Annotated in this window: 18 protein-coding genes and 2 pseudogenes; 10 read left to right on the top strand and 10 right to left on the bottom strand. The window is 58.9% G+C overall.

Annotation, left to right across the window (positions count from 1 at the left end):
* Positions 1 to 46: 46 nt before the first annotated feature.
* Both QD409_RS20130 and QD409_RS20125 read right to left on the bottom strand, forming a co-directional pair.
* Entirely contained in the window at positions 47 to 847 is an 801-nt protein-coding gene (locus tag QD409_RS20130; RefSeq protein ID WP_430763470.1) for an alpha/beta fold hydrolase, read from the bottom strand.
* A complete protein-coding gene (locus tag QD409_RS20125; RefSeq protein WP_430763469.1) occupies positions 844 to 1,974 on the bottom strand; it encodes an FAD-dependent monooxygenase in 1,131 nt (376 codons plus the stop codon). Before QD409_RS20125 ends, QD409_RS20130 begins: the two co-directional genes overlap by 4 nt.
* Positions 1,975 to 2,322: 348 nt before the next feature.
* On the opposite strand from QD409_RS20125, the gene QD409_RS20120 reads away from it, so the two are divergent.
* The 6 genes and pseudogenes from QD409_RS20120 to QD409_RS20095 form a co-directional block, all read left to right on the top strand.
* Entirely contained in the window at positions 2,323 to 2,892 is a 570-nt protein-coding gene (locus QD409_RS20120) for a (2Fe-2S)-binding protein (RefSeq protein WP_430763468.1), read from the top strand.
* Positions 2,885 to 6,361, top strand: coding sequence for a molybdopterin cofactor-binding domain-containing protein (locus QD409_RS20115; RefSeq protein ID WP_430763467.1), 3,477 nt, complete (start codon positions 2,885 to 2,887; stop codon positions 6,359 to 6,361). The genes QD409_RS20120 and QD409_RS20115 overlap by 8 nt, the downstream gene beginning before the upstream one ends.
* Before the next feature lie 8 nt (positions 6,362 to 6,369).
* The gene (locus QD409_RS20110; protein WP_430763466.1) at positions 6,370 to 9,042 is read left to right on the top strand and encodes a carbohydrate-binding protein; all 2,673 of its coding nucleotides are present in this window, start codon (positions 6,370 to 6,372) and stop codon (positions 9,040 to 9,042) included.
* 3 nt (positions 9,043 to 9,045) lie between these two features.
* Complete coding sequence (locus QD409_RS20105) at positions 9,046 to 11,271, top strand: MGH1-like glycoside hydrolase domain-containing protein (RefSeq protein ID WP_430763465.1); 2,226 nt, start codon at positions 9,046 to 9,048, stop codon at positions 11,269 to 11,271.
* 130 nt (positions 11,272 to 11,401) lie between these two features.
* Positions 11,402 to 11,701: a hypothetical protein gene (locus QD409_RS20100; RefSeq protein ID WP_430763464.1), complete on the top strand. Its 300-nt coding sequence runs from the start codon at positions 11,402 to 11,404 to the stop codon at positions 11,699 to 11,701.
* 286 nt (positions 11,702 to 11,987) lie between these two features.
* A pseudogene (locus QD409_RS20095) lies at positions 11,988 to 12,308 on the top strand (glutathione synthase); the annotation flags it as partial.
* Positions 12,309 to 12,619: 311 nt separating this feature from the next.
* On the opposite strand, the gene QD409_RS20090 reads toward QD409_RS20095, so the two are convergent.
* From QD409_RS20090 to QD409_RS20060, 7 genes are all read right to left on the bottom strand, one after another.
* Positions 12,620 to 12,991: a COG4315 family predicted lipoprotein gene (locus tag QD409_RS20090; RefSeq protein ID WP_430763463.1), complete on the bottom strand. Its 372-nt coding sequence runs from the start codon at positions 12,989 to 12,991 to the stop codon at positions 12,620 to 12,622.
* 235 nt (positions 12,992 to 13,226) lie between these two features.
* Entirely contained in the window at positions 13,227 to 13,952 is a 726-nt protein-coding gene (locus tag QD409_RS20085) for an MgtC/SapB family protein (protein WP_430763462.1), read from the bottom strand.
* Positions 13,953 to 14,082: 130 nt separating this feature from the next.
* Entirely contained in the window at positions 14,083 to 14,625 is a 543-nt protein-coding gene (locus tag QD409_RS20080; protein WP_430763461.1) for a BON domain-containing protein, read from the bottom strand.
* 149 nt (positions 14,626 to 14,774) lie between these two features.
* Positions 14,775 to 15,149, bottom strand: a complete 375-nt coding sequence (locus tag QD409_RS20075; RefSeq protein WP_430763460.1) for a hypothetical protein — start codon at positions 15,147 to 15,149, stop codon at positions 14,775 to 14,777.
* Positions 15,150 to 15,306: 157 nt separating this feature from the next.
* Positions 15,307 to 15,702, bottom strand: a complete 396-nt coding sequence (locus QD409_RS20070; protein ID WP_430763459.1) for a DUF1236 domain-containing protein — start codon at positions 15,700 to 15,702, stop codon at positions 15,307 to 15,309.
* Positions 15,703 to 16,754: 1,052 nt separating this feature from the next.
* Positions 16,755 to 17,015 carry a hypothetical protein gene (locus QD409_RS20065; RefSeq protein WP_430763458.1) on the bottom strand — a complete coding sequence of 87 codons (261 nt, stop codon included), beginning with the start codon at positions 17,013 to 17,015 and terminating at the stop codon, positions 16,755 to 16,757.
* 158 nt (positions 17,016 to 17,173) lie between these two features.
* The gene (locus QD409_RS20060; RefSeq protein WP_430763457.1) at positions 17,174 to 18,472 is read right to left on the bottom strand and encodes an NRAMP family divalent metal transporter; all 1,299 of its coding nucleotides are present in this window, start codon (positions 18,470 to 18,472) and stop codon (positions 17,174 to 17,176) included.
* 476 nt (positions 18,473 to 18,948) lie between these two features.
* Here QD409_RS20060 and QD409_RS20055 point away from each other — a divergent pair.
* Positions 18,949 to 19,440: pseudogene (locus QD409_RS20055) on the top strand (transposase family protein); the annotation flags it as partial.
* 294 nt (positions 19,441 to 19,734) lie between these two features.
* Here QD409_RS20055 and QD409_RS20050 read toward each other — a convergent pair.
* Positions 19,735 to 19,932, bottom strand: a complete 198-nt coding sequence (locus QD409_RS20050) for a hypothetical protein (protein ID WP_092856769.1) — start codon at positions 19,930 to 19,932, stop codon at positions 19,735 to 19,737.
* 544 nt (positions 19,933 to 20,476) lie between these two features.
* Between QD409_RS20050 and QD409_RS20045 the strand changes: the two genes are divergently transcribed.
* From QD409_RS20045 to QD409_RS20035, 3 genes are all read left to right on the top strand, one after another.
* Positions 20,477 to 22,480, top strand: a complete 2,004-nt coding sequence (locus QD409_RS20045) for an ABC transporter ATP-binding protein/permease (protein WP_430763456.1) — start codon at positions 20,477 to 20,479, stop codon at positions 22,478 to 22,480.
* A 381-nt stretch (positions 22,481 to 22,861) separates the two neighbouring features.
* The gene (locus tag QD409_RS20040; RefSeq protein ID WP_430763455.1) at positions 22,862 to 23,182 is read left to right on the top strand and encodes a plasmid stabilization protein; all 321 of its coding nucleotides are present in this window, start codon (positions 22,862 to 22,864) and stop codon (positions 23,180 to 23,182) included.
* 124 nt (positions 23,183 to 23,306) lie between these two features.
* A complete protein-coding gene (locus tag QD409_RS20035) occupies positions 23,307 to 23,603 on the top strand; it encodes a PRC-barrel domain-containing protein (protein ID WP_430763454.1) in 297 nt (98 codons plus the stop codon).
* The last annotated feature ends 144 nt before the right edge of the window (positions 23,604 to 23,747 follow it).

The raw sequence follows: 23,747 nt of genomic DNA, 5'->3' as shown, positions 1-23,747 counted from the left end.
TGCAATGCGTTCAAGAGTGATGACGCGTTGCCGCGTCATGGAATTGTCACTGGATCAGAAAGTCGCCGAGCGCCTCGAAGAAGCCCTCGAAATCGTCCCAGGGGATCATGTGGCCAGCGTTTTCGGCATGGCAGATCCGAAGCGATGGATTGAGGCCTCTGATCTCCTCTTCGTCCGCGCTCAGGATGACGCCGCCGCGGCCGGCAACCATAAGCATGGCAGGAACGGTCAATTGGCCAAAATCGGGCAGGATGTTGATGTCGTGGAAATCGTTGAACGCCTTGATGATCGCAGGCGCATAACAGGTATGGAGCCATTCGGCACGCAGCTGCAGCTGCTCCTCGGTCCAGGTCGGGCAGAACGCCTTCATCGCCTCGGCATCCATACCCTTTTCGGCAAGCGCGATCGAGTCCGTATACCAGGGCAGCTTGCTCGGATATGGACGACGACCAGGACCGGAGACAGGCGGATCGATCAGCGCCAGGCGGCTGAAGACGCTTGTCGAACGGTTGGACGCCCGCATCGCAATGCGCGCGCCCATGGAATGTCCGAGAATGGCCGGCTGCTTCAGCCCGAGCTCGCCGGCAAAAGCGATGACGTCATCCGCCATCGCATCGAGACCGTAGTCGAGCTCCGGGCCAGTCGAGGAGAGACCGCGGCCGCGAATATCGAGAACATAGACGTCATGGCGTAGCGCCAGGCGTTCGGCGACAAAGCCCCAGGTAATCGCCGGCGACGTTATGCCGGGAACCAGGACGACCGCCGGCCCCTTGCCGCCGTAACGGAAATAGTGCTGGCGGATGCCGTTGGCGAAGACATTCGCACCATAGAGAAACCGGCCGCTCATGCCGCATTCTCCGTGCGCAGCGGTTCGGCGTAGACGTCGTAGCCATAGACCCAGGACGGGTCTTCCTGCGTCAGCAGGAACGTATTAGCGTTGGAGACAGCTTGAACACGCGTCGCCCGGTCGCGCCGGTTGACCTCATAGAGCTTGAAGGCGGTTGCGTAATCAGAGATGCCGGTCTCCAGCAGGCAGCGGGTCAGCATCGCGGCATCTTCGATTGCCATCGCCGCACCCTGCGCCATGTGCGGCTTCATCGGATGGCAGGCATCGCCCAGCATCACCAATCTGCCCTGGCTCCAGATCGGCAGCGGATTTCTGTTGAAGAGCGGCCACTTGGTGACCGTCTCGGTGCTGTCGATCAGCGCTTCGATGACGGGGTGATAGCCCGGAAATGCCGCATGCATTTCTTCGCGGCTGCTGTCGACAAATGCCGTTTCGAACTCCCAGGCATCATGGGGAACGCCGGTGACGTAGTAATATTCGTCTTTCCGGCCGGTGGTGAAGTAGACCATCATGTGACGGTCCGGACCCCACCATTTCACACAGTCTTCGAATTCGAGAGCGTATTTCTTCAGCCGCTCCGCATTGATCAGCGCACGGTGCCCGACCCAGCCGCTATAGTTGGGCTTTTCGAAGCCGAGCAGTGTCTCGCGAATCTTCGAATTGATGCCGTCGGCACCGATAACGATGTCGGCGCGCGCCGAGGTACCGTCCTCGAAGGTCATGTAAACGTCACTGCCGGTGTCTTCGATCGTCGCAAGCTTCTTGCCGAAGTGAAGCGTGCCCCCCTTCAGCGTGTCGCACTGCAGCGCCTGCAGGTCGCCGCGATGAACGGTGCAGTAGGTATGACCATAGCCTTCCAGCGGAATGCGGGAGAGATACTCGCCCGAGATACCGTCGCGGCTCAGCCAGAACTTCGGCGTGCTGCTGATCGAAACCACCTTTTCGGCAACGCCGATGCGCTCGAAGATCTTGAGCACGTTCGGACCCATATGGATCCCGGCCCCAAGACGCGCGAAGGTCGGAGCCTGCTCGTAGACGTCGACATCAAAACCGGAATGCTGGAGCAGCGATCCTGCGACCGCACCACCAAGGCCGGCACCGATAATGGCAATCTTCTGTTTTCCCATAAGCAGCAATCCCATTTTTCTGGCTGACATCACATCGCCATCAGTTTCAGGCAGATTAAGCGTATACACTATTTATTGCAAGCGAGATTTCGACGGCGCCGACATTCTTCACCCGCAGCGCGCGCAGCGCAACACCTAGAAACAGGACAGACTACCCTGTTGACAGTCGATCCATCTTAAATCAGTGTATACGCTATTAAATAAAAAGGGAACGCGCTCCTTCGCGATATCGATTGATCCGGATACGAAGGCTGCGAATATGAGGCGGCGAAAGCTCGCTATGGAGACTGGGATGCTAGATCTGGCAATCGATTTTGCCACAATCGCCCTCCCCGACCGGTGCACCGAATGGCTAACCGCGGGAGTGATCCTCACGTGAGCGCATCTTCGATATCAATCCGAGTGAATGACGCGCAGCACACGGTCTGCTGCGATCCGAAAACCCCACTGCTTTACGTCCTGCGCAACGACCTCGCCCTCAATGGCCCGAAATTCGGCTGCGGGCTTGGCGAGTGCGGCGCATGCGCGGTGCTGATCGACGGGCGCGCCGTCCGCTCCTGCGTCGTCCCGGTCACCGCCGTCGAGAGCCGGAACGTGGTGACACTGGAAGGCCTGGGAGACAGCGCCTCGCCGCATCCGGTCCAGCAGGCCTTCATCGACGAGAATGCAGCCCAGTGCGGCTATTGCCTGAACGGCATGATCATCACGGTTGCGGCGCTCGCCCTGCGCGAACCGCATGCGGACGATAACCGGATAAAGCGCGCGCTCGAACACAACCTCTGCCGCTGCGGCACGCACCGTGAAATTCTTGCCGCCGCCAAACGAGCCCTGATGCTCTCAAGAGTCGCAAATTCGCCCGATGGGTCCGAAGAACGGCCTGCAGGCAGTACAGCAGATCAGGGAGAGGCGAATGCTTAGCGTTCATTTCAAGACGCAAGATGGCCCCTTGTTCCTGGTCATCCGGGATGACGGCCATATCGTCGCCTTCAACGGCCATGTCGATCTTGGCACCGGGATCCGCACATCGCTTGCACAGATCGTCGCCGAGGAGCTGGACGTTGCGTTCGAAAGCGTGGAGATGGTGCTCGGCAGCACTGTCGGCGGGCTCGATCAGGGCGCGACCATTGCCAGCGAAACCATTCAGGTCACCGCGATTCCGCTGCGGCAGGCGGCAGCGACGGCCCGGCGCTTTCTCTTGGCACGAGCGCGGTTCGTTCTCGGCATCAGGGACGAAGAGCTCAGGGTCGAACACGGCGTCATATTCTGTGACGGCGAGCGGAATGTTTCCATCAGCTATGGCGAACTGGTCGATGGGCTCGACGAGCATCTGGCGCATGATCCCGATGTCGCGCTGAAGCGCATCGCGGATTATCGGCTGGTCGGAACGTCGCGCTCTCGCGTCGATATCCCGCTGAAAGCCGTCGGCGCATGGACTTTCGTGCACGACGTTCGCGTGGCGGGCATGCTGCACGGCCGCGTCGTCAGGCCGCCCTATGCCGGCTACGACCACGGCGGCAATGTCGGCTCCAGCTTCGTTTCCGTCGATGAGGCCTCTGTCTCTCATATCGAGGGCCTCGTTGCCGTCGTCGTCGTTGGCGATTTCGTTGGCGTTGTCGCGACCCGCGAAGAAAACGCCATCGCCGCGATGAACGCGCTGAAGGTCGAGTGGCTGGTACCGGTGCGGCGGCCAGACCTGAACCGGCCCGAGATTGCATTGCGGACGAACCCCTCGACGCCGAGACAGCTGATCGACCGCGGAAATGTCGATCTGGCCCTGGAAGGCATGCCTTCGGCGATGAACCGCACCTATGTGTGGCCTTATCAGATGCACGGCTCGATCGGCCCGTCATGCGCCGTTGCGCATTTCGAGGACGATCACCTGACGGTCTGGTCGGGAACGCAGAACCCCTATCCGATGCGGCGCGATCTCGCGATGCTGATGGAGATTCCCGAACAGCAGATTATCGTCGAGCGGCTCGAAGCTGCAGGGTGCTACGGCAGAAACTGCGCCGACGACGTAACCGCCGATGCCGCCCTCCTGTCGCGCGCGGTCGGCGCGTCGGTCCGCGTTCAGTTGACCCGCGATCAGGAACATGCCTGGGAACCTAAGGGCGCCGCCCAGGTCATGGACGTCCGCGGTGGCCTCGACACCGAAGGCGGGCCTGCAGCCTATGATTTCGAAACGCGCTACCCCTCCAATCTGTCCCCGACGCTCGCCCTGATCCTGACCGGTAAGGTCGCTCCGGTGGCAGAGGTGGTGCAGATGGGCGATCGGACAGCAATCCCGCCCTACGCCTATGGCAATCTCCGGGTGACTGTTCACGACATGCCGCCGATTGCCCGCGCCTCGTGGTTTCGCGGCGTCTCGGCGATGCCGAATACCTTCGCGCATGAATGCTATATCGACGAGCTGGCGGCCGCCGCTCAGGTCGATCCGATCGAATACCGGCTCCGTTACCTGCCCGATCAGCGGGCAAGCGAGCTGGTGCGCGCCGTGGCCGAGCGCGCCAAATGGCAGCCGCACACGACCTGGGGCACCCTGGGTGGCGAAGGCGATCTTCTCTACGGACGCGGCTTCGCCTATGCCGTCTATGTCCACGGAAAATTCCCCGGCACCGCTGCCGCATGGGCAGCCTGGGTTGCCGATGTCGCCGTCAACAGGAAGACCGGCGAGATAGCGATCACGAAGGTCACCTGCGGCCAGGATGCCGGCCTGATGATCAATCCGGATGGCGTCCGCCATCAGATCCACGGCAATATCATCCAGTCGACGAGCCGTGTCCTTAAGGAAAAGGTCGAGTTCTCCGATACCGCCGTACTCTCCAAGGAATGGGGCGGCTACCCGATCATCACCTTCCCCGAGGTGCCTGATATCGACGTTCTGATGCTCGACCGGCCAAACGATCCGCCGCTCGGCGTCGGCGAGTCGGCGTCGGTCCCGAGCGCTGCGGCAATTGCCAATGCCGTTTATGACGCGACCGGCGTGCGGTTCCGCGAATTGCCGCTGACACCGGAAGCTGTCCTTGCGGGACTGGGCAATGTCACCCCCAAGCAGGCCGATCCTCCCAAGCAGGCCCGCAAATGGTGGCAATTCTCGCTCGGCACGGCGGGCGTTGTTGCCGTTGCCGGCGGGCTTCTTCAGTTGCTGTCGCCGTGGCAGCCCAACATCGCACAGATCAGCCGTCCCGATGTCGGCGTCTTCTCCGCCTCGACCATCGAGCGCGGAAGGCTTGCTGCAGCAATCGGCGCCTGCAATGTCTGCCACGTCTCGGACGACGGACGCGCCTTCGGCGGCGGCCGAGCGCTGGAGACGTCCTTCGGAACGATCTATGCCAGCAATATCAGCCCGGACGCCGCCGCTGGGATCGGCGCCTGGTCCTATCCGGCCTTCGAACGGGCAATGCGCAACGGGGTGAGCCGCGACGGCCACCGCCTCTACCCGGCACATCCCTATACGTCTTTCGCAGGCGCCGAAGATGCCGACCTACAGGCTCTCTATGCGTATCTCATGAACCAGCCGCCGGTCGAGACGAAGGCGCCGGAGACGAAGCTCTCCTTCCCCTTCAATATCCGCCCGCTGATGGCCGGCTGGAACGCGCTCTTCCATCAGCGAAGCGAAATGCCGTTTCAGCCGGATAAGGACGCCGTCTGGAACAGAGGCGCCTATCTCGTAGAAACACTGGGCCATTGTTCGGCATGCCACTCGCCGCGGAATGCGCTCGGCGCCGAAATGTCGGGCAAGTCCCACCTTGCGGGCGGCTTTGCCGACGGCTGGCATGCGCCGGCGCTCGATGGTTCCGGAAAGTCACCGGTGCAATGGACCGAAGCCTCGCTCTACGACTACCTCCGCAAGGGCAGCGCCGCCCATCACGGCAGCGCCCTCGGACCGATGAGCCATGTCGTCAAGGCGCTGGAGCCGCTGCCCGATCAGGACATCCGGGCGATGGCAAACTATCTCGCCAGCCTGAACAAGCAGGAGACATCGGCCAATCCGGACGCTGCTGCCGCCGAAGCGATCGCCAAAGCCACGGCCGCCGAACGCACGGCCTTCGCCGCATCTCCGCGCGGCCAGCGGATCTTTGAAGGCGCCTGCGCCACCTGCCACAGCGGCAATAGCGCGCTGACATCGCTTGCGCTGAACACCAATCTGCACGCTGACACTCCCGACAATATCATCCAGGCCATTCTCGGCGGTGCGGAAGCGCCCGCAGAGATGAAAGCACGGAATTCACCGGAGACGATGTCGATGCCGGCATTCAAGAACACGCTGAGCGATAGCGCAGTCGAGGATCTGGTCGCCTATCTGCGCGCCCGCTTCGCGCCTGATGAGCCGGCCTGGACCGATATCACAGGCAGCCTTGCCAGAGCGCGCGCTTCCGGACATTAAGAAGACCGATGCCATCACGCCAAGAGACATCGACCGATCAGAGCTTTCAGTCGCCCGGCTCGCAATTCCGGCCGGCCGCCTATTGGTTCTGGCATTCGATCCCCTCCGGCGAAGTGACGCGCCGGCAGCTCGCGGACTTCGTCGCCAAGGGCTTTGGCAGGATCTACATCCAGGCAAGGTTGGCGATGCCGCGGGAAGACTATCTCTCGGAGCCGTTCATCGCAGCCTACCGCGACGCCGTCGAAGTCGCCAGGACACTTAGCCTGCGGATCGGCATCTACGACGACTACAACTGGATCAGCGGCCAGTCAGCCGGACGCACTGTAAAGGGCCGCGACGAGCTTCGCGAACGGCATCTGTTCTGGTGCGAGACTTCGCGAGAGGCCGGCGAGATCAGCGGCATCGTCACCTCCTGGACCTCCGGAATGGGCAAAGACATTCTTGACTGGCAATATGATGAGGGACGCCCGGCCTGGTGTGACTGGACGATCGAGGCGGTTGCGCTCCACCCCGCAGGCGACATGGCATTAGCCGACGAGGCATCGCCATTTTCGGGGCCTGTCGAGATCACCGGCAGCAGCGACGAACATTGCGCGTTCCGGATATCCGGCGACATCCCCGCCGGGTTCAAAGTCACCGTCTTTATCAGCGCCCGCAGCCGCACCTCCCGCATCATCAATTATCTGCTGCCGGAAGCCGCCGAAGCCTTCATCACCCATGGGCTGGAACCGCTGGTTTCCGCGCTGGACGGTTTCCTGCCGTATCCGGTCGATCAGATTTTCTACGACCAGCCGGCTGCCGGCTTCTACAGCTGGGGGCAGAAAACCGGAAATCTCGAGAACAGTCTACCGTTCTCGGCCACCTTCGCCCGCTCTCTTGCGGGGCAGACCGGCCAGCCTCTCGCCATTGCGCTTCTCTCGCTGGTGCGGGACATCGGGCCTGAGACGCCGGTCATTCGCGCCAAGACCTACGGCGCCCTCTCACAGCAGATGAACGATGCCTTCTTCGGCACGCTGCGGACATGGGCGGAAAAAAACCAGTTGCTACTGACCGGCCATGAAATTCTTCCGCATGTCGGCAGCTTCGACCTTAACGGCACGTTCAAGGGGATCGATCCGCGCATTGCCCCGGCCGTCGATTTCTTCGGCATCGATGCCTATCGCCATCTGACCGCCGCGGATGCCAACAATTTCATACCCCAGCTTTCGCCGAAGCTCGCAGATTCGGTGGCGCGCGCAAACGGGCGAAGCCGATGCATGCTTGAGACCTACGCGACCTCGGAGCGCACGCCCCTGAGAGCTGCCGGACAATGGGAACTCACGCTTGAGACTTTGCGGACGCACCTGATCCGGATGCACTTCCTCGGCATGCGCCAATCGATCTGGCACGGGCTCTACATGTCTGATGGAACCGCCGAGCCGCGCCCCTTCGTCAATCCGCGTTTCGACTTTGCGCCCGGCATCAATTTCGAGCCTTGGTGGCCGTTCCACGAGCTGCTGGCGGACGAGACCGCAAGGCTCTCAGCCTTCATCGAGCCAGCGCGCCCGCTGACGCGCGTTGCCATCTTCTATCCACTCCACACTGCGCTGGCAGAAGGCCCAAGACATGAGCATGCGGATCATGTCGGCGCCTGGTGTCGGACGCTTCTGGAAAGGCGCATCGATTTCCTCTTCGTTTCCGAGGACGCCGTTGCCGAGGCCGCGATCGGCGGCTCGCTGATCACGATCAGCGGCCAGACATTCGATGCCGTCATCCTGCCCGCGGTCACGACGATCGGTGGCCTAGAGGCCATCCACGCTCTGGAACGTTTCGCCGTCGCGGGAGGTATCGTTTGGTCATCCGGTGGCAGCGACCATTTCGTGCCGCTCGACGGCGAAGGTGCGATCGACAATCCGTCGTCAAAGAGCCTTGCTCGACTGCCCACCAGCGATGACGTCGAGGCTTTGCAATCGGCCTTTAGTCAACGAGGGCCAGTCCTTCGAACGGATGCCGAGCACAGGTTTTGGCGCTGGCTCGGAGAGGACGCGGCAGGATGGAGATTGGCCCTGTTCAACGACAGCGCGGAACCTGCAACAGACGATTTTGCTCTGAGTTCAGGCTTCGACATCGCATTGTGGGATTGCGCCGATGGCACCGAAACCCAACATGGCGCCTCGTCCCGTCTTTCGATCAGGCTTGAACCTTACGAGCTGATCTGCCTGCGGCTTAGCCCGGCCCTGACAGCCGCAAGCAGACTTGCTTTGCCTCGGTCTGTCCCCGATCGAACGGGGAACGAGGGCATCGTCCTTGCCGATCAATGGACGCTGCGCTTCGAGGATAGCCCCAGGCCGATCGATATCCGCGTCGATTGTGGATGGGATGCGCAGGGATTTGAGACCATCTCTGGTACGGCGACCTATTCACGCATGATCACCACAAGCCGGGTCGATCGTTGGCTGCTAGAGTTGCCCGTCGTGCACACCGCCGCCAGCGTCAGCGTCGGTGGCCGCCCGTCGGGCCGGCGCGGCTGGCGCCCCTATCGCTTCGATCTCGGCGTGCTCGGGCCAGGCAATCATCTCCTGGAAATTTCCGTCTCTTCCACGGCGGCAAACGCCTATTATGCGGATACGCCGTTCAAGGGCGGCAAGGACGATCCCGCAGGGCTCGGCGCGCCTCCCATTCTCTTCTTCTCAGGACGCTAAGACATGCCTCAGCACACGACAATTCCCCTCAATCGCGCCTGGAATACCTGGAGCGATCGGCCGGCCGAGATGGTGTTCCTGCCGCTGGGCGTGCGCCTGACACCGGTGCTGTATTCCAGCCGGAGCCGAAAGACTTCAGCTATCGAGCCGCGGCACGATATGGTCCGTCTGGGACGGCACGAACTCGACGGTTCGGAAGTATCGCTGGAGACGGACCATACGGGAACGACCCTCTCCTTCCATTGGAGCAAGCCCGACCCATTCGTCGTCACAGGCGGCTGGAAGGCGCTGACAAGTGGCGAGTGGGGGCTGCGCTTCTGGGTTACTTTGGCGATCTCCGCCGACGGCGCTCAGGTCACCTACGATGAGAAAGCTGGCGCCGCCCTTCTCAAGATCGATCAGCGATTTGTGGCAGTCGTCAGCGCCGACAACCCGGTCCAGGTGACCGGCCATGACAGCATTGCTGATCTGCGTCAGGATTTCGAGACGAATGGCTATTTCTATCTCGGCAGCCGCAGCAGTGCCGCACCCGTCATCGGCCTGCGTTTCAATCTCGAGATGATGCACGACGGCCGCTACGCAGCAGCTGTCGCGGACCGTGCCGACCTCGCCATCGAAAAGGCACGGGCTGCCCTTGCGCAGAATGCAGCGCCTGCATCCGATGAAACCGACACGTTCCTCGCCGCGGTTCGCGATATCGTCGGCTGGAACACGATCTGGGACGAAACCAACAGCCGGTCCTATACGGCCGTCACCCGCATCTGGAACCTCGGCAAGTTTGCCGTCTGGTACAACGACCAGACTTACGCCGCCCTGCTTTCCGGCCTGTTTGACATGGACATCGCCCGCGAAAACCTTGCGACCGCCTTTGCCGGCGTGACACCGCAGGGCAACGTTGCCTGCATCGTCACTTCGAATGACGCATGGGTCGACCGCACGCAGCCGCCGCTCGGCTCGCTTGTTATCTGGGATCTTTATCAGCGCAGCGGCGAGCGCTCGATCATCGAAGCGAGCTACGACGTCGTCGCCCGCGCTCACCGGTGGTGGTGGGACAATCGCGACCCGGAAGGCCGCGGCATGATTTCCTGCGGCACATCGGATGTCGGCGAGTCGCTCTATAAGGGCACCGCTTTCGGCGCCCGCAATGAGACCGGCATGGACAATTCGGCCACCCATGACGAAGCGGTCTACGATCCCAAGACCCGGTCGCTCTCGACCTTCGATCTCGGCCTGAACTGCGTCGTGGCGCTCGATGCCGAAATGCTCGCAAACCTGGCGGCCGTTCTCGGGAAGACCAACGACGCCGAAGAGTTCAAGGCGATCGCCGCGAGACTGCGCGAGCGAATCCGTGAGGAACTCTGGGACGACGAGCGCAAGATCTTCGCCAACCGCCAGCGTTCTGGCGCCTTCGTCACGTCGCTCTCGCCGACCAGCTTCTACCCTCTTCTGTGCGGCGCTGCGAGCGACGAACAGGTCCGTCATCTGATGGATCATCTTCAGGACGAAAGCCTTTTCGCCGGCGAGTTCGGCCTGCCGAACGCAACCCGCAACGATCCGGCCCATGCCGAGAACGTCTATTGGCGCGGCCGCATCTGGCCGAATGTCAATTATCTCGTCTGGCTCGGCCTGAAGCGATACGGCCTTGAGCCGCAAGCACAAAAGCTAATGGAACAGTCACGGGAACTTTTCCTGAAATCCTGGGAAGGAACCAGGATCGCGGCCGAGAACTACAATTCGCAGACCGGCGAAGCAATGGATCAGGGGGATACCGATCCCTTCTATATCTGGGCAGGCTTGTTGCCGCTCATGGCGATGGCCGATGTCGTGGATGTCGATCCTTGGAACGGTTGGACGATCCGCAACCGGCAACGAGACACCGACGTAGGCCCGATCGTCTCTCCGGTGGGACCAATGAGCGTCAAGATTTCGGAGGGCCGGTTGTTCCTATCAATAAACGGCAAGCTTCTTCTGGAGACCAGCCTTAAGCTTCAAATGTCGGGGCTGACGATCGCTCCGGGTCACGTTCGTATGACGATTTCACCAGTTGACGTAGGCGGGGATCTTATCTTTCCGACGATCGACGCACGCGACGTCATGGGCATATATCTCGACGGTATGGCACTTCCCCTCAAGCAGCGGGACGGCCGTCTCAAGATAGCCATCGCCGCCTCTCCGGAATCGCGCAAGTTGGAGTTTTTCGTTGGAATGGCCGAAACAAATCGGATCTAACGCTACTGCCCCGTCCTGCGCAGCCCTGACTTGCCCCCGAGGCGGCTTTATGTCTCCAATCTCGCAGAGGCCGCCAAGGTGAAAAAATACGGATCGCCCTACCGAAGGACAACATTACCAGATCGCCGAGTTGAACCTGCCCGCGTCGATCATCATCGACTGGACTATCGCCCACCTGAGCCACACCGCTGCCGAGCGGCGAAATGAAGGTCTTGGCGGTCCGGCCAAGTTGCTATGCTTCTCGATGAACATCGGGCATGCGCGCGACTTATTCGTTCCGAACCTTCTGTTCCATGCCAGTTTCCGCCGAGCTAAAATAGAATATCAAAGCGGAACATCCATGCGGCCCTACAAATTATACGCCTTGATGGGAGCAGAACTTGAGACGCCGTCATTCGCCGTTTGGATGCTCTTGTCGTTTTGCACTTAATCGCAAGACCCCGCATGCAATAATTTCAACAAGATAGCTCGGCACCTAAATTGAGATTGGGCACTTAATTTGAGATTCTGGCTTGGATTTTGGCACTTAATGTGAGATTCTCCGCCGTGGAAAAGATGGCTGCCTACGGCAATCTTCATCAGAAAATGCCAAATATCACAAAAGGTTATTGCCGAATTGGAAGGCGTCAAGCGCCGAAAATCGCAACGAAAAATCTCAAATTAAGTGCCATCACCTGCCGGAACGGGCGCATTCTTACGATTAAATGCCAAACGACATGCCGGCAAAAGGCGAGGTCCGTTCCAACATGCATGCCGCAGGCACCGCCGCCGTCGCCGAAATCACGCCTAAGATCCTCGCGGTCGCCGAAATGGTGCGGCCGAAACTCGTCGAGGATGGCATGTTCCTCGTTGGCCTCGACATCGTCGGCGACAAAATTCTCGAGATCAACGTCTTCACACCCGGCGGCCTGCCTGAAATTGCCGAACTCCACGGCGTCGACCTGGCGCTTGATGTCATCATCGTGCTGGAACAGAAAGTGGAGATGAGGAAAAATTATGCCGGTCGGATTTCAAACCGGGTGCTGGCAACCTTATAATCTGCCGACCTGAGAGATCGCGACATTGCTGACGGTGTTGCAGGCTGATGGCAGGCGCTATTGCGTTTGAAGGCATGAAAGTAACAACGGTTGTTGCGGTTGCCACCTGCCCAAACTCAACCCCTTGAACGATCCGTGCAAATGCCAAGCAGATGCTTAATCAGCCTCGGCCTGCGTCGTCATTTCCCATTCGATTCATCGATCACGGAATTCGCTCCAGCGGGTGTGAGGCGGCTGGCTTTTGGGGGAATTTGCAGTGCAAAGCAGAGGACGATCTGAGGACCGCCCTCTGCAACTCGACGCCGATCCGCCTACTTGGCCACGTGCCACATGTTGCCAACGCCGTCGCCGTTCATATCGCCTGACTTTTTATCTCCGGAAAACGTATAAAGCGGCTTGCCGCCATAAGCCCACATCTGCTTGCCGTCAGCATCCTTGACCAACGACCACTCCCCCTCTGCCTTGGCTTTGTCGGCAGCACGAAAGGCTGGCCAYTTCTTGAGGCAAGCCTTATCGCAGTTTGATTTTCCTTGGGCATCCTTGTCGAAAGTGTAAAGGGTCATGCCCWTTTCCGTGGCCATGACCTTRCCCATTTTAGTGTCGACCATCTTGACAGGTTCGGCTGCCAGAGCCGGCAAAGTTGTTGCGGCCACAAGGCCGATCGCGATCAGCAGCGTTTTCATATTTTCCTCCATTCGGGGGTGCCGACGAAATGCCAGCAGTGCCCGATATCACCATTTAGAAACGTCCGGCCGGCAAAGTGGTTCCACTACGTAGCCGGGCAAATGGCACGACGACAACCGCGCCGTCCTATCCGTAAAGCGATGACATTGCATGAAAGGTCCGCGTCAAAACGAATACGTATAACTGGTTCTTGTCAGCGCCAATCAGGAATGCTCCACAACAAACATCGGCCAGTCACGTGGCCGTCGTCACCATCTCGAAGGATAGGACCTTGTAGCGCTCCTCAACGGCGGTAAGCAGCTCCAGCGCGCCACCGTCGACGCCTGAATGTTTCCAGCGCACCTGATAGATCACGTGCATGGCGCTACAGGCCTCACCTGCCGCTTTTGCAATGAAGAGGAAGGCGTAACCGCGCGGCTCGAACATTGCCTGGACCTTTGCGATTTCGGCGACGCCTAAGAGTTCGACCTCCATGCGCGCCTTCTGCTGATGCGGTATTAGTTCATCGAACCATTTGAAGGGCGACAGCACAATGAAGGCCGCGATGGCGCCAGTTGATCCGACCACCAATTGTCCGCCGCCGATACAAAGACCGATCGCCGTCATGATCCATAGCGTAGCCGCGGTCGTGACGCCCGTGACGAGATCGCCACGTTTGAGAATGGCGCCTCCGCCAATGAAGCCGACGCCCGTCAGCACACCGAGTGGAAAGCGCAGGATGTCCATCGAAACGAACGATTGCGGGGTCTTGCCCATGGTGGAAAGCAGTAGGTTGGCCTGGATCATCGTCAAGCACGCCGCCAGCCCGACCAGGATCGTCGTTCGGAATCCGGCGGCATGTCGGCCGACCTCGCGGTTGACGCCAATCAGCGCGCCCGCGGCAATGACCAGCACAAGGCGCACGACGATATCAACCCAGCTGGGGCTTAAGGGCATGAACTCGATCATCGTGCTTGGCATGGCGGCCTCCGCCCATTGGTTTCATGGCAGATATCGCCGTAAACGGCTTGATGACGAGAATCGCCAAGATGGAGGCAATCATCAAGCCGAAGATCACGAGCAACAACATACGCATGTCGCTGCACCCCTCCTACGGCGACTTGCGGACGGCAAGATTGCTGTCATGGCCGGTGATGCCGCTTGCTTGTCGTGAAATCGCTTCCGCGCGCTGCTTGGCTCCGTGATTTTCGACGGAGCCCTCAATCAGGACGCGTCCGCGACTGACTGTCACGAATATGCTCGCCTCGCGAAGCAGCTGATCAGCTTTCAGCTTGCCTTCGATTTCCAGCCGAATCTCCGCGTCCGTCCGCTCCTGCTTTGGTGCAAAATCGCCCGCGGACTCGCCGCCCGGCTTTGCACTTTCGTCGATGTCCTCCGACCTCGGGACGTTGGAAATCCTGAAAAAGACTTCCTCGGCCATCTGCTCGCGTTGCAGGTCGTACTCGGCTGAATCTTCACAGCGCGCATCGTCGGTGCCGTGCTCCGGCCTGATCCCCGCTGACGAAGCATCCTCAGCCCGCTCAGGCACAATCTGCCCGGAACCGCCGGCTGCCTGATCGAGTGCCTGAAGGGTGCGGATATGGCCGTGATCCGGAGAGCCTTTGGCCTCCTTGCTGTTCTTGATCTCGGTCATCGTTTTCTCCCATGCTTGATTAGGGAGAACCTTCAGCAACACCAAATGTTCCTATCTCTCTGTCGATGATCAGGTACTCGCCAAGGCATCTCGCGCACCCACAAGGTTTGCGGATTGGAGGCAAGACCATCGGCGCGCAATACATGTGGCTATTTCTCTGCCCGTTGTAAAAGAATGCGCAACTCTTCGAATCGTCGCTTGTGGTCGACGTCGCTGTCGGTAGGCGTGTAGCATGTGTTCGACACACAGAATTTGGCGAGGTTGTGTGGCTTGTCCGGCTTATCGAATTCACATTCGAACGTGTCGCTCATCTCGGCAGATGATGTCCCTTTGCGAGTGGAATAAGCCATGCGCACGCCCGGCGGCTTGAGTTCCGGAAAGGATTGGATGGCGCCGAACGTCAAACCATCCGACAGTAAGAAGTCTTTCGCCACGGTCTTGCAGGTTGCTTCGAGATCGGCGGATTGCGCGAAAGCGGTGGTCGGCATCAACGCAAGACCTATTAAAACCAAAGGCTTGATCACGGTGACCTCCTTTAGATGGGATAAAGACTAATTTAGCGTACAGACAGCAAAAGCAAGCGGAGGGTTACGGATTCTTCTCGATAAGGCGACCGGGTGGGCCTACCCACGGCGACTTGAGGAGTTGTCGATGAGGTCGCCGCGGGTCGTTGTTGCAGAATTAGTCAAGGATCTTTACGACCTTGCGGGTCTTCGGCTGCACGATGATGCGCTCGTGATTGACCATGGCATAGGCATAGGTCGGATGGCCCGGCACAGGTGTAATCACCACGGTGCGCGGCAAGGGGCTGCCGACGACAACACTCTCCTTGACGACAACCTCATCCGACGGAATTGGCTGTTCCTGGACATAGGTGACGACATTGTGCGGAGGATCAATTGCAGACCCAACAATGGCGCCCGCTACGCCGCCGACAGCAGCCCCGACGGGGCCACCAACGACTGCACCTGTCACTGCGCCGCCGGCAGCACCGGTAACGGTCGAGGACTGGGCGAAGGCTGGGCCAGCGAGAAGGCCCAAGGCAGCAACCGCTGTAACGATAGCTTTCGTTTTCATAGCATTCTCCTTTCGTTTTCGTCTCATGAGAGACCCCTGAACAATCGCTGATGTTGCGAAGGGTTCCCCGCATTGGGCTTCAGTCGCATGCTGTTCCGACTGAAGCCGTAACTCGGGAACACAGCGTTGATCGCTTTGTTCGTTCCATAGCGGCAGTAGGGCAATTGCCTAGAGTTCTGCTACTTCGAAGATCTGCACCTGACGACTTGGACCTCCAGATGCGAACGCGACGACGCCGGTGTTTCCTATGGCCACGCCGCAGTAGACAATTTCGGTCTCGGAGAAGGTTCAGCTATGGCACGCGGCTGATGGCCGGCTGACCATGACGCAAGGAACTGAGGTGATACAGGCGTGACACCATGCCCACCGCCGAGCCCCGATCCGACTATGCCACTCATATTCACCGCATCAACGCTATAGCACTTTGGAAAGCCTTGACAGGCGCGGTTGCCTGATCTCAATGCCGCCGCGGCTGACAAGGGCCTTCAATCGATAACGGGACAACTCCGGGCTACCCGCTCGCTCGGAACCGGAACGGCTCCTTGGGGTTATGCCTCTAGCAAAGGAGAAGCTAACATGATCCGGAAGCTAAAATCGGGTGAATACCGCCTTTACTCTCGCAAAGTTGACCCAAAGACACAGAAGCGCAAGAATCTCGGGACCTTCAAAACTAGAGAGGCGGCCGAGAAACACGAGCGAGAGGTGCAATATTTCAAGCATCACTAACGGAGCCGCGAAGTCGAGTACAGGTAAATGCACCTCGGAGCGAGGCAGCGACTTTAGGCAGATGGCAACTCACTAGGAAAATGTGCGGCTGGCGCCCTCCGCTTTGACGACAACCTACGTCTTTAGAGGAAAACAGATCGAACCTTGGTGAACGGGAATCCTAGTTTCCCACATGCGGCAAAGCCAACGCCACCACCCGCTCGCAGAAAGGGGGAGCGGCGGCAATGATACGCCCAACTCTGATGGTCAGTCGCAAGCCTGCCAAAGCGATCCAAACTGATGCCTACTCGTCACCGTCTGCGCAGTGAGCTCGAAATCGTCCGTCACTAGGGTATATCTGTAAACCGGATTTTCTGACCATCGAGGTAGCCGTGCTCATAAGCTTTGGCCAGTTCGCTGTTGTCAGGATAGGGGTTCTTTTGGTTTTCCGCTTCGCGCTTTCCCGCCTTGACTCCCCTTTCGTACGCCTCTTTCTCGCTCTCTGAAGCGGGAAGACGTGGCGATTGATAAGGGTAATATTGTATGGGGTTGGGCAGCCCAAGCCCAGGTGCGGAGATCGGTACTGTAGTTGGCTTTTCCGGGCACATAGCGATTTCCTCCTAACACCAAAACGCTATTTGCGATGGACGGTTCCTTGAGGCCATGGAACAGTCGCGCAATCATTTGGCGCGATAGCCTCCCGACGAACCTTCCGATTGTCGATTTCCACAGATGCGCCAGAGCCCTCTTCATGCCGAAGACATCCCTAAGTAATCGATGTCACGATCATTCCGACAACGCATGCCGCCATTGCAATGGTCGAGGTCCATCCGAGCCAGCGCAACCAGCCGGTGATGATAAACTCGCCCATGATCTGGCTCTTTGCCGTCATCAGCATCGCTACGGTCATCACGGGAACGGCTACGACGCCATTGATCACCGCACTCCAATAGAGTGCCTGGATCGGATTGACCGGCGTGAACAAAATGCCCATTCCAAGTACGCATGCAATAACCAGAGTCGCATAAAAGGCTTTCGCGTGTTTTGGCTTTCTGGAAAGACCGACCGGCCGTCGCCAAGCCTCGGCGATGGCGTAGGCGGACGAACCAGCAAGGACTGGAACCGCAAGCAGGCCGGTGCCTAAGATGCCGATCGCGAATACGACGAAGGCGAAATTGCCAGCGATTGGCCGCAGTGCGTCGGCTGCTTGCGCCGAAGATTCAATATTCGTGACGCCAGCCTTATTGAGCGTAGCCGCGGTAGTCACGATAATCGCGATTGCTATAATGTTCGAAAACGCCATCCCGGTCAAAGTGTCGGCACGGATGCGCCTGAGCGCAGCGGGCGCTTCTCTTGGCGCAAGCACCAGTGGGTGTTCGCTGCGGTCAATACGTTCGTCTTCGGCTTCCTCTGACGCCTGCCAGAAGAACAGATAGGGCGATATTGTCGTGCCCAAAATCGCGACCGCGGTCGTAAAGAACGGTGCATCCCAAACAATCCTGGGCACCAAAATGCCTGCAATCGCTTCCGGCCAGGATATATTGACCGCGAAAAGAGCGGCCACATAAGCAAAGAGGCTCAGTGTTATCCACTTGAGCACCGCGACATAACGGCTGTAGTCGAACAAAAGGCTGGCAGCCGCACACACAGTTCCAAAGCCGATCACGTAGAGCGCGGTAGGCCCGCCAATCAGAAGTTTCAGCGCGTCGGCCATGGCGCTGAGATCGGCACCGATATTGATCGCGTTCGCAATGAAAAGAAGCCCCACGATGAGATAGAGTAGCCAGGCTGGGTAGTGCCGACATACGTTTCCAGCAATACCACGCCCAGTCGTTCGTCCAATCCGAGCGCAGATCTCCTGGATTGCCGACATCAGCGGGTATGTCAGCAACATCGTCCAACCAATACTATATCCGAGTTGGGCGCCGGCTTGGCTGTATGTTCCAATGCCGGACGGATCATCATCCGAAGCGCCAGTGATGAAGCCCGGACCCAGGATCTTTAGAAGCCGACGAAGAGGGCTGTTGGTCAACGTCGCTTTATGTTGTGCCGTCGACTGAACCACGGATTACTCCTGCTTTTTCCGCCAAAGAGCGAATAGCGCGGCCCCTGTGGCCGCCAGGCTTGGTCCTAAGAGGACCGGCATCAGCCGCCGCCCAAAACTCAGCTGCAATGCGAGAGCAAGATCAGTCGAGGCGAGTGAAATCACCGCCAGCATGCCGAGGATGGAAAGTCTCGCCTTGTTAGACACCATCGTCTGCCCACACCAAGAAGCGCCTGCTCGGCTCTGGCGGAAGCTGCGGCCGTCATCGACAAGGGCGTGCCGACACAATGCAGAATGAGCCGGATGGTTCCATTCTGCTGCGAGGCCAACTTCTCTTGTCTCGCCCAAAACAGTGATCACGGTCACGCAGGCGAACGCGATCCGCCAAAGCACCCCGAGCTGCGCCCATATCGACCATATTAGACAAGCTGCGCAGCGGGTCTTCCTCACTTTGTGTGGTTAACAAATCGTTGACCGTTGCGCCGCTATGCGCCGGCATGCGAACGAAATCGAAATGGTCGCCCGGTCCGGGCATTAAAGTGCAAACCGCCGTATCCAACAGTGTTGGTGATTGGGTTGTGTTAGCTTGCGGCCCATCCTCGGGCATATGCCCAGATTGCCGACATCAGAGCGGAAGTCGGCACGGTTGGTCGTACCGCAGTCTCCAGGACCTGCTGATCCAAGGAAATGAAGTGACGGTAAAGCTTCAGTTAAGCCGCTGGCGTTGCACACATCGGCAGTGCAAACGGCAAATATTCACCGACCCGGTCCCGGCGATTGCCTCGCCTTACGCACGCAGGACAAGGAGGGTCGCCGAAATAGTCGGCCTGCTGGGTCACAGCACCGGCGGACGGCCCGGAGAGCGCTTGATGAGACGGCATGGGATGTCGATCAGCGACGACACCATCCTTCGGCATTTGAAGCGCAATGCTTCGCGGATCGATGACGAACCCCCGGCACGGATCATCGGTATCAATGACTGGAGCTGGGGGAACGTTGTCCGGCATCGAGATGATCCGCGTGCTGCACAAGCGTCAGATGCAGGATTCTGGGACCGCGGACCTGTCAGTCGCCAAACAATTCGAAACCCCGATTGCCGTTTTTTAAACCCCGCCAATCAACCTCGTATCGCGGCTGCCTCAAACTTTGCAACCGATCCATGCCGAATGGCTTGCTGGCAGCCTGCCGACAGTCACCCGAAATTCCTACTGATTTGGCAGGAAGACACGCCTGTCACACTACTGCGGTGATTTCCAGCGTGCGGGCAGTGGCGATCAGGCCGATCAGTCCAACGGATGGCCGGGTTTATGCTGGTCGCTAGGGATTTTTTGCGCGTCCATAAATCCATGCGTCCATTCGTCTCGGCGAGGATCTCCCTCTGGAAACGGATTGTTGTCAGCGCAAGCTCCCTTCGCAAAGGCTTTTCTGCCCAGTTCATAAGCGTCGCTTTCGGAGATCTCATGGTCATTGCTCGTCTTCATGACGGCACCTCTTGCAAACCCATTCTAGCATCAAGCACGCAACGGCGAAGGCGGTTCGGGATGCTTGAACGGGAATTCTATGTGACACGACTGCACGGCAACTCTCCTTGGCATGAGCGTATGAAGAGCCGTTCCGTTGAACCCGTCATTCTCGGATCTACGCTTCTCCAGTCAAATTGTTCCAAGGATTCTGTCAGTGCGGGCTAATGCAGGAACATATTGTCGATTGTTTCATTTCATTTTTGGAGGCAGCATTCGTGAGCCGGCAATGCTGGAGCAAACCTGTTACGGTTGCGACAAGTGACCCTGGCCGACGTTTGACGATCGGCATCATCGAGGCCGCGGCCGAATATATATGCAGCGAAAGTGGCCGTCGAAAAAGCGCAGGCGTGCTTTCAAGACAACAAAGTCAATGCTGGTCGGCGCTCATGAGGGCCATGTCGATGCGGAAGCAGTTCGCGACGCCTTTCTAGACCGACGCTCCAATGCCATGGCCCACTCTGGCCTCGTGAAACTTTTTTATTTTTAAGCCGTTGTGGTGCTTATGACCGGCGTTAAATCCAATTCGAAATCGGCCGACGGCACCAAACCCCACAGCGCCGGAAGGTCGAGCCAGGAAAAGGCATCGACTGTCGAGGTCGAGCCGCCGCCAGACGATATTGAACCCGGCCCAGAATTGACGCCCGAGGAAGCCGAGAAGGAACGCAAAAGTTATTTGCTTAAACGTTTCTGGATCAGTGCGCGCGGCTACTGGAGTCGGCGCGGCGATGGTTTCGCTTGGCCGTGCACGATCGGGCTCCTTAGCCTGATCGGCGTCAATGTCTGCTTCCAGTATGGAATCAATATTTGGAATCGCGCAATTTTTGACGCCATCGAGCAGCGCAACGCCCACACCATCTATTTCCTGAGTGCGGTGTTTCCGCCGCTCGTGCTCGGGAGTGTCACCCTTGTGACATCACAAGTCTATATTCGCATGATGATCCAACGGCGATGGCGTTCCTGGCTCACGAGCGCACTCATCGCGCGCTGGCTCGCGAACGGCCGCTACTATCAACTGAATCTGATCGGCGGCGAGGGCCACAAGAACCCCGAGGCGCGTCTCTCCGAGGATTTAAGGATCGCCACGGAGTCTCCGGTCGATTTCCTCGCCGGCGTCATTTCCGCGTTTGTGTCGGCCTCAACCTTCATTGTGGTGCTGTGGACGATCGGCGGAGCCCTGACGCTCCAGATCGCAGGTTCGGTCATCACAATTCCAGGGTTTCTCGTCGTTACCGCGGTCCTCTACGCAGTGATCACTTCCAGCTTGATGGCGGTCATCGGCCGCCATTTCGTCGAGGTCTCCGAGGTCAAGAACCAGGTGGAAGCTGAATTTCGCTATACGCTGACGCATGTGCGCGAAAATGGCGAGAGTATCGCATTGCTCGGCGGCGAAGAGGAGGAGCGCAATGACCTCGAAACGACCTTCGGCAAGGTACTGACGCAGTGGGCACTGCTTGCGCACCAATACATGCGCACGACTCTTATGTCGCATGGTTCTATGTTGATTGCGCCTGTCGTGCCGGTCCTGCTTTGTGCGCCGAAATTTCTTGAAGGTAGCATGACACTCGGTCAAGTGATGCAGGCCGCCTCTGCCTTTGCTATCGTTCAGACTGCGTTCGGCTGGCTGGTGGACAACTATCCGCGTCTTGCCGACTGGAACGCCTCCGCGCACCGCGTCGCTTCGCTCATGATGTCGCTCGACGGGCTGGAGCGCGCGGAAAAGAGCGACTCCCTCGTACACATCGAGCATGGCGAGACTGAGGGCGAGGCGATGCTGTGCCTCAATGATCTCTCCGTAACCCTCGATGATGGCACCGCCGTGGTCAAGGAAACGGAGGTCGAAATCGATCCAGGCGAACGGGTGTTGGTGGCCGGAGAATCCGGTACCGGCAAGAGCACGCTGGTACGAGCAATTTCCGGTCTCTGGCCCTGGGGTCACGGCAGCGTCAATTTCCATCCCAATAGCCGATTGTTTATGTTGCCACAGCGGCCCTATATACCCTCGGGCACGCTGCGCCGCGCCGTCGCGTATCCCCGTGCAGCCGATGACTGGACGCTAGATGAGATCAAGGCCGTCATGGAGAAGGTCGGCCTCGATTATCTGAACGACAAGATCGAGGAAGATGCGCCCTGGGATCAGACATTGTCGGGTGGCGAAAAGCAGCGCCTCGCCTTCGCACGTCTTCTCTTGCACAATCCCGACATCATCGTGCTCGACGAAGCAACCTCAGCGCTCGACGAGAAGAGCCAGGACAACATGATGGAGATGGTGATCCGTGAATTGCCGAAGGTCACCATTGTCAGTGTCGCACACCGAGCCGAGCTGGAAGCCTTCCACAGCCGCAAAATTACCTTGGAGCGCCGCGAGGGTGGCGCAAAGCTCGTCAGTGACGTTGATCTTGTCCATCGCCGCAGAAAAGGGAACTTGCTTTTGCGCCTTTTGGACGAGCGAAGGCCTATGCCAAAAGGCAATTTGACCTCCAGCAAGGAGGCGCAACCTCGAGGTTAATCCGCTAACAACTTCAGCTAAAGGTGCCAGGTCAGTGCTCTTGTCACAAGACTGGTGCCTTTGGGAGACTTCTACATGGGACATTCGATCAATGCTCGTTCGCCCTGGATGTCGGAAAGCAAAACTGGATGCAGCCACGAGCCGTTGCTCTTCAGGGGGATGTGACGCGCGACCCATCTGTGTCAGATCGCCAAGCCTCGAAAATGCATGATAAGGTCTTTTATCATGTCCGCGGAGGCCGCATCCAGTGTCGATGCATCCTCAGACGAACGGCGCCGAATGGTCGCCTGACGGAGTGACGTGTTCCTTAAAGCGCTACGACTTGGGAACAAAGCGTGCGCATGGTCGTTGGTCCTCATGATCAAATCAGGAGGAAAGGCCATGCCCCGCGGCGATAAATCCAAGTACACCGACAAGCAGGAACGCAAGGCCGATCACATCGCTGAAAACTACGAGGATCGCGGAATGTCGGAGAAGGAAGCCAAGCGAAGAGCGTGGGCGACCGTCAACAAGGACGATGGCGGCGGCAAGAAGGCCGGCGGAGCCGGACAAGGCAAGCACACAGGCCATCCCGCCGCCCACAAAGGCAGCGAAAAGGGTGGCAAGGCTGCGGCGTCCCGCACCGCCGCCCTGCACTCAGCGTCGGCCAAGAAGGCTGCAGCCACCCGCAAGCGCAATGCCACCCATCACGCGCACCATTAGGAAGTCACTCAGCGGATGGCAACCATCGCGGGGAGACTAGACGCAATGGGAATCGCATCCCTCATGTGGAAACAGGTCGCGCGCAATCAACAATCAATGCGAAATCAAAATGGAAGAATAACCCATGGATCATAGCAACCACATACGACTGACCGACGATGAACTCACACAAGCCAATCTGGAAGGCGCATCGATCTATGGAGCCAATGACCACAAGGTCGGAACGGTGGATCACGTGCACGGAGCGGGCAGCAGCAGCAGTATCGTGATCGATGTCGGCGGCTTCCTTGGCATCGGCGCAAAGCCGGTATTGGTTCGAGTGACCGATCTCGATTTCATGCGCGATGAAAGCGGCGAGATTCATGGCGTGACTTCTTGGACCAAGGATCAGCTCAAGGCGATGCCCGAGCATCAAGACTAGAAAACCAGATCGAAGCCCGGCCTGAATGCCGAGCTTCGTGCCTTTATGCTGAAGGCGCTCCCGATCATCTTCCAAATCGCAATTTTGTCGCCGTCTTTCCCCTGCACGATCTCCTTAGAAGCAGTGACGATCAACATTTCTTTT

This window comes from Rhizobium sp. BR 315 (genome assembly GCF_050577975.1).
GTDB classification, from domain to species: Bacteria; Pseudomonadota; Alphaproteobacteria; order Rhizobiales; family Rhizobiaceae; genus Rhizobium; species Rhizobium miluonense.
Note: the sequence above shows the minus strand (reverse complement) of the source record. Positions and strands in the feature narration are given on the sequence as shown.